The sequence below is a fragment of the Paenimyroides viscosum genome (assembly GCF_003858535.1).
In the GTDB taxonomy this organism is placed as follows: domain Bacteria; phylum Bacteroidota; class Bacteroidia; order Flavobacteriales; family Flavobacteriaceae; genus Flavobacterium; species Flavobacterium viscosum.
Genome location: NZ_RQTJ01000075.1, coordinates 462 through 1977, shown reverse-complemented (window position 1 = coordinate 1977; position 1516 = coordinate 462). Strand labels below are relative to the sequence as shown.

Annotated in this window: 2 protein-coding genes; both read left to right on the top strand. The window is 34.4% G+C overall.

The window, feature by feature from the left end; all coding sequences use genetic code 11:
* Nucleotides 1-121: T9SS type A sorting domain-containing protein (locus EG242_RS15270; protein ID WP_148090587.1), on the top strand; the 121-nt coding region annotated here is incomplete at its 5' end.
* Nucleotides 122-331: 210 nt separating this feature from the next.
* Nucleotides 332-1516: hypothetical protein (locus tag EG242_RS14720; protein WP_203227748.1), on the top strand; the 1185-nt coding region annotated here is incomplete at its 3' end.

The following is a 1516-nucleotide window of genomic DNA, read 5'->3' as shown; positions in this document are numbered from 1 at the left end:
AAGTAGTACTTACCAATCAAACGAAGTAAAAGTTGATTTATCAAGATTAAGTTCAGGAACGTATTTAGTTAAGATTGAAACAGCTAAAGCATCACAGTTTGTAAAGGTTGTTAAAAAATAATTAATTTAAACAATAATAAATAATTAATTAATTAATAGAAAGCGGCGAGGTGAAAACTTTGCCGCTTTTTTTATTTCAAAAATGTAGGTAAAAACGATTAAAAATGTAATGTGAAGTTTTACCATGTGTTAAAAATTAAAATATAGATATATAAATAAATAAAAAATATTAAGTTTATGGCTTAAATGACTAATTATATAAATATATTTTATGACAAAAATTACTCAACATTCAGGACTTAAAGTACGGTGGTTAAATAACCATTTACTGATTGTTTTATTATTTGTGTTTTCTTGGTTATCAACTAGCGTATACGCACAGTCACCAATGTTTCAATCAGTACATGTGCCTACTAGCAGTAACAGTTTCCCGTTAAGTAGTACTACTTCTAATAGGGTGCAATGGTTGTATCTTCCATCAGAAATTACACCTGCACCATCTGTAGGGCTTATAAATAAAATTTATCTTAGAGTGGGTGCTACTTCTGGAGCTTCCACTTTTACCAATTTAAGAGTAAATATTGGTACTACAACCCAATCCCTTACTACCGCAACTTTTGTTACAGGATTACAGTCTTGTTATTTTTCACCTTCAGCATCGTATCCTGCTCTTGCTCAAGGAAATTGGTTTGAAGTGATGCTACAGACACCTTTCTTGTGGAATGGTACAGACAACCTAATAATTGAAGTAAGTCAAGAAGGATATACTTCTGGAATAGGAATGTGGCAACATACATCAAATGGTAGTCGGAGAACTTGGGGCGTTCCTGCAGCATTAACAGGGTCTTCAGGAGATGGACAAGTCCATCTAGGTTTCGATATGATGTCTGCTACGCCATGTTCTGGAACTCCAATAGCAGGTACCGCTTCAACAATAACTAGAATTTGTTCTTCTCAACATGTTAATTTAACAGTATCCGGTGCTACTTTAGCTGTTGGTATCACATATCAATGGCAACGTTCTGACACTGGCGCTAACAACTTTGTTGATATTCCTGGGGCTACTACGATGAATTATAGTGTAACTAACCAAGTAGTTCCTACTGATTATAGACTTGTTGTAACATGTACAAACAGCAATAATAATGCGATATCAAATGTTATTTCTGCAAATCAACCTGGTGCAGTTGGTGTTTTCTACGAAGATTTTAATAGCACATCTACAGGAAGCTCTACAAACAACACTGTTCCTTCATGTTGGACATATTTAGATAATCATTCTGGGTATGGTTATACAACTACTACTGCCGGACGTACAGGTAATGGTTTTTACGTATATATGCCGGTTTCAACAGGTGATTTAAAGTTAATTTCACCGGAAACGGTTAATTTAGGAAATGGAACAAAGCAAGTACGTTTCTGGGCAAAAGTATCTTCTACTACGTATATACCTACG